Below are 1,264 nucleotides of genomic sequence, written 5' to 3'. Positions count from 1 at the left end.
GACCGCGGTTCAGGAGCGCGAGGCGTTCTGCGACGCGCTGGAGTCGGAGACCGAGTCCGTCGAGCGCGCCGGGTCCCGCCTCCAACCGATCCGGCGTGAGATCGAGGCGATCGACGACGAACTCGGCGGCGACGGGGGCGACGCGGCGGGCGTCGGGTTCGGCGCGCTCGACGCCTGCCGGACCCGGACCGCGGCGCTCCGAGACGACTGCGACCGTATCGCCGCGCGCCGCCAGCGCGTCCTCGCGGACCACGAGCGCCGCCTCGCGCTCGGCGGCGAGGTCGACTTCGCGACGTACTGCTACCAAGACCTCGATGTCACGTACCCGGTGTTGGCGGCGGTCGGCGTGGTCGGCGACCGCTTGGAGGCGCTTCGGGGACGAATCGAGGAGGCGATGGGTCGGGCTCGCTGAGACGGGTTTATTTATAAACTGCCCGTCGAGTCAAACACCGCCGAACCCCCAGCCGCGGGAGCCCTCCCGTCCCCCCGCGGCTCGCGGCCTGTCGGCCGCTCGCAGGCACCTGCCGACCGCATTGCCTCATTTATAAACGACGCCGCTGCCGCTCGCTGTTACCTGGCTCTGTAGAGACGCCGTTCTTCAGACACATTCTCGCCTGAAACGTCAGGTCGCGGATGGCTGCGCACAACCGAAATCATGACACGGCTCGATACTCGTGTGTCGGTATGGACCGCACCGAACTGTTTCTCGCCCTGATTACGTTCCTGTTAGCTGCGCTCGTTTACGAGACAGGGGACGGGGATACACCAGAATTCATCGTGATTCCGGTTCTGATGATTCTGTTTATATTCCCCGTCTACGTCGTCGGAACGGTCGTCATCGAGAACGCCGTTAGAGGATAGCTCCCCGGTGGTAACACCCGTGTCCGCGCCGATTGAAGTCCCTCCGCGACGTAGGACGGAGTATGACAGACGAATCAGCGGCTGGCGGCGACGGCCCGACTCCCACCCCCGGAATCCACCACGTGACCTGCGTCGCGGGCGACTCGCAGCGGAACATCGACTTCTGGGTGGAGACGCTCGGCCTCCGGCTGGTGAAACGGTCGATCAACCAGGACGACCCCGGGACGTACCACTTCTTCTACGGCGACGCCGAGGGGACGCCGGGCACGAGCATGACGTTCTTCCCGTGGACGAACCTGCCGGAGGGAAAAGTGGGCGCCGGACAGGTCTCCCGCACCGCCTTTCGTGTCCCCGAGGGGAGCCTCGACTACTGGGAGGCGCGGTTCGACGAGCGCGGCGTCGA

At 66.2% G+C, this 1,264-nt stretch carries 2 protein-coding genes and 1 pseudogene; all 3 read left to right on the top strand.

Annotated elements, in window-relative coordinates:
* Positions 1–412 (top strand): annotated as a pseudogene (locus tag U4E84_RS17755) (hypothetical protein); the annotation flags it as partial.
* A 272-nt stretch (positions 413–684) separates the two neighbouring features.
* Positions 685–861, top strand: coding sequence for a hypothetical protein (locus tag U4E84_RS17750; protein ID WP_322533400.1), 177 nt, complete (start codon positions 685–687; stop codon positions 859–861).
* A gap of 62 nt (positions 862–923) precedes the next feature.
* Positions 924–1,264, top strand: a 341-nt coding sequence (locus U4E84_RS17745) for a VOC family protein (protein WP_322533399.1), incomplete at its 3' end; no start/stop codon positions are given.

It is taken from the genome of Halorubrum sp. AD140 (genome assembly GCF_034497445.1).
Classification (GTDB): Archaea; Halobacteriota; Halobacteria; order Halobacteriales; family Haloferacaceae; genus Halorubrum.
This window is presented reverse-complemented; position numbering and strand designations above follow the sequence as displayed.